This is a genomic window from Ralstonia sp. VS2407, assembly GCF_052950655.1.
On the sequence record NZ_JBRFVG010000254.1, the window covers coordinates 1 to 467 of the forward strand.

1 protein-coding gene is annotated in these 467 nt (G+C 68.7%); it reads left to right on the top strand.

Features of this window, described 5'->3' with window-relative positions; translation table 11 throughout:
* Positions 1–467: hypothetical protein (locus ACU8YE_RS24900; RefSeq protein WP_446930213.1), on the top strand; the 467-nt coding region annotated here is incomplete at both ends.

Consider the following 467-nt stretch of genomic DNA (forward strand, 5'->3'; position numbering starts at 1 on the left):
ACACCGGGGTGATTCCTGAGGACATCCTCCGGAAAACCGAACTGGATATGCGCGCAGGCGGCACGGTCATCAACCACCTGCACCGTCACCTGGGCGATGGGACCGACGAGGTGTGGGCCGCGCTTGCCAAGCGCAGTGGCCGCCTCTTCCTGCCTACCCCTGCCGCCGCCGGTCCCATCGACGCGCGGTTGCTGCCCCTGTACCCGGCCCTGGACCACCTCGTGGTGCCCCGGGTGCGCAGATTGTGCGACATCCACCTCATCAGTCCCGACCCCCTCGCACGCCTGAGCGATTTCGCGGCCCTGCGCCCCCTTTTCGTCAAGCTGGTGCCCGGGGGTCAACCCCATCTGCGCATCGATCTCGCGCCCCCTGCGGCGTTCCGGGAGCTGTTCGCCCTCACGTACCCAGACGCGCGCAAGCATTACCGCGACACGGCAGATGCGGCGGCGCTCGCGGCCTTGTTGCCC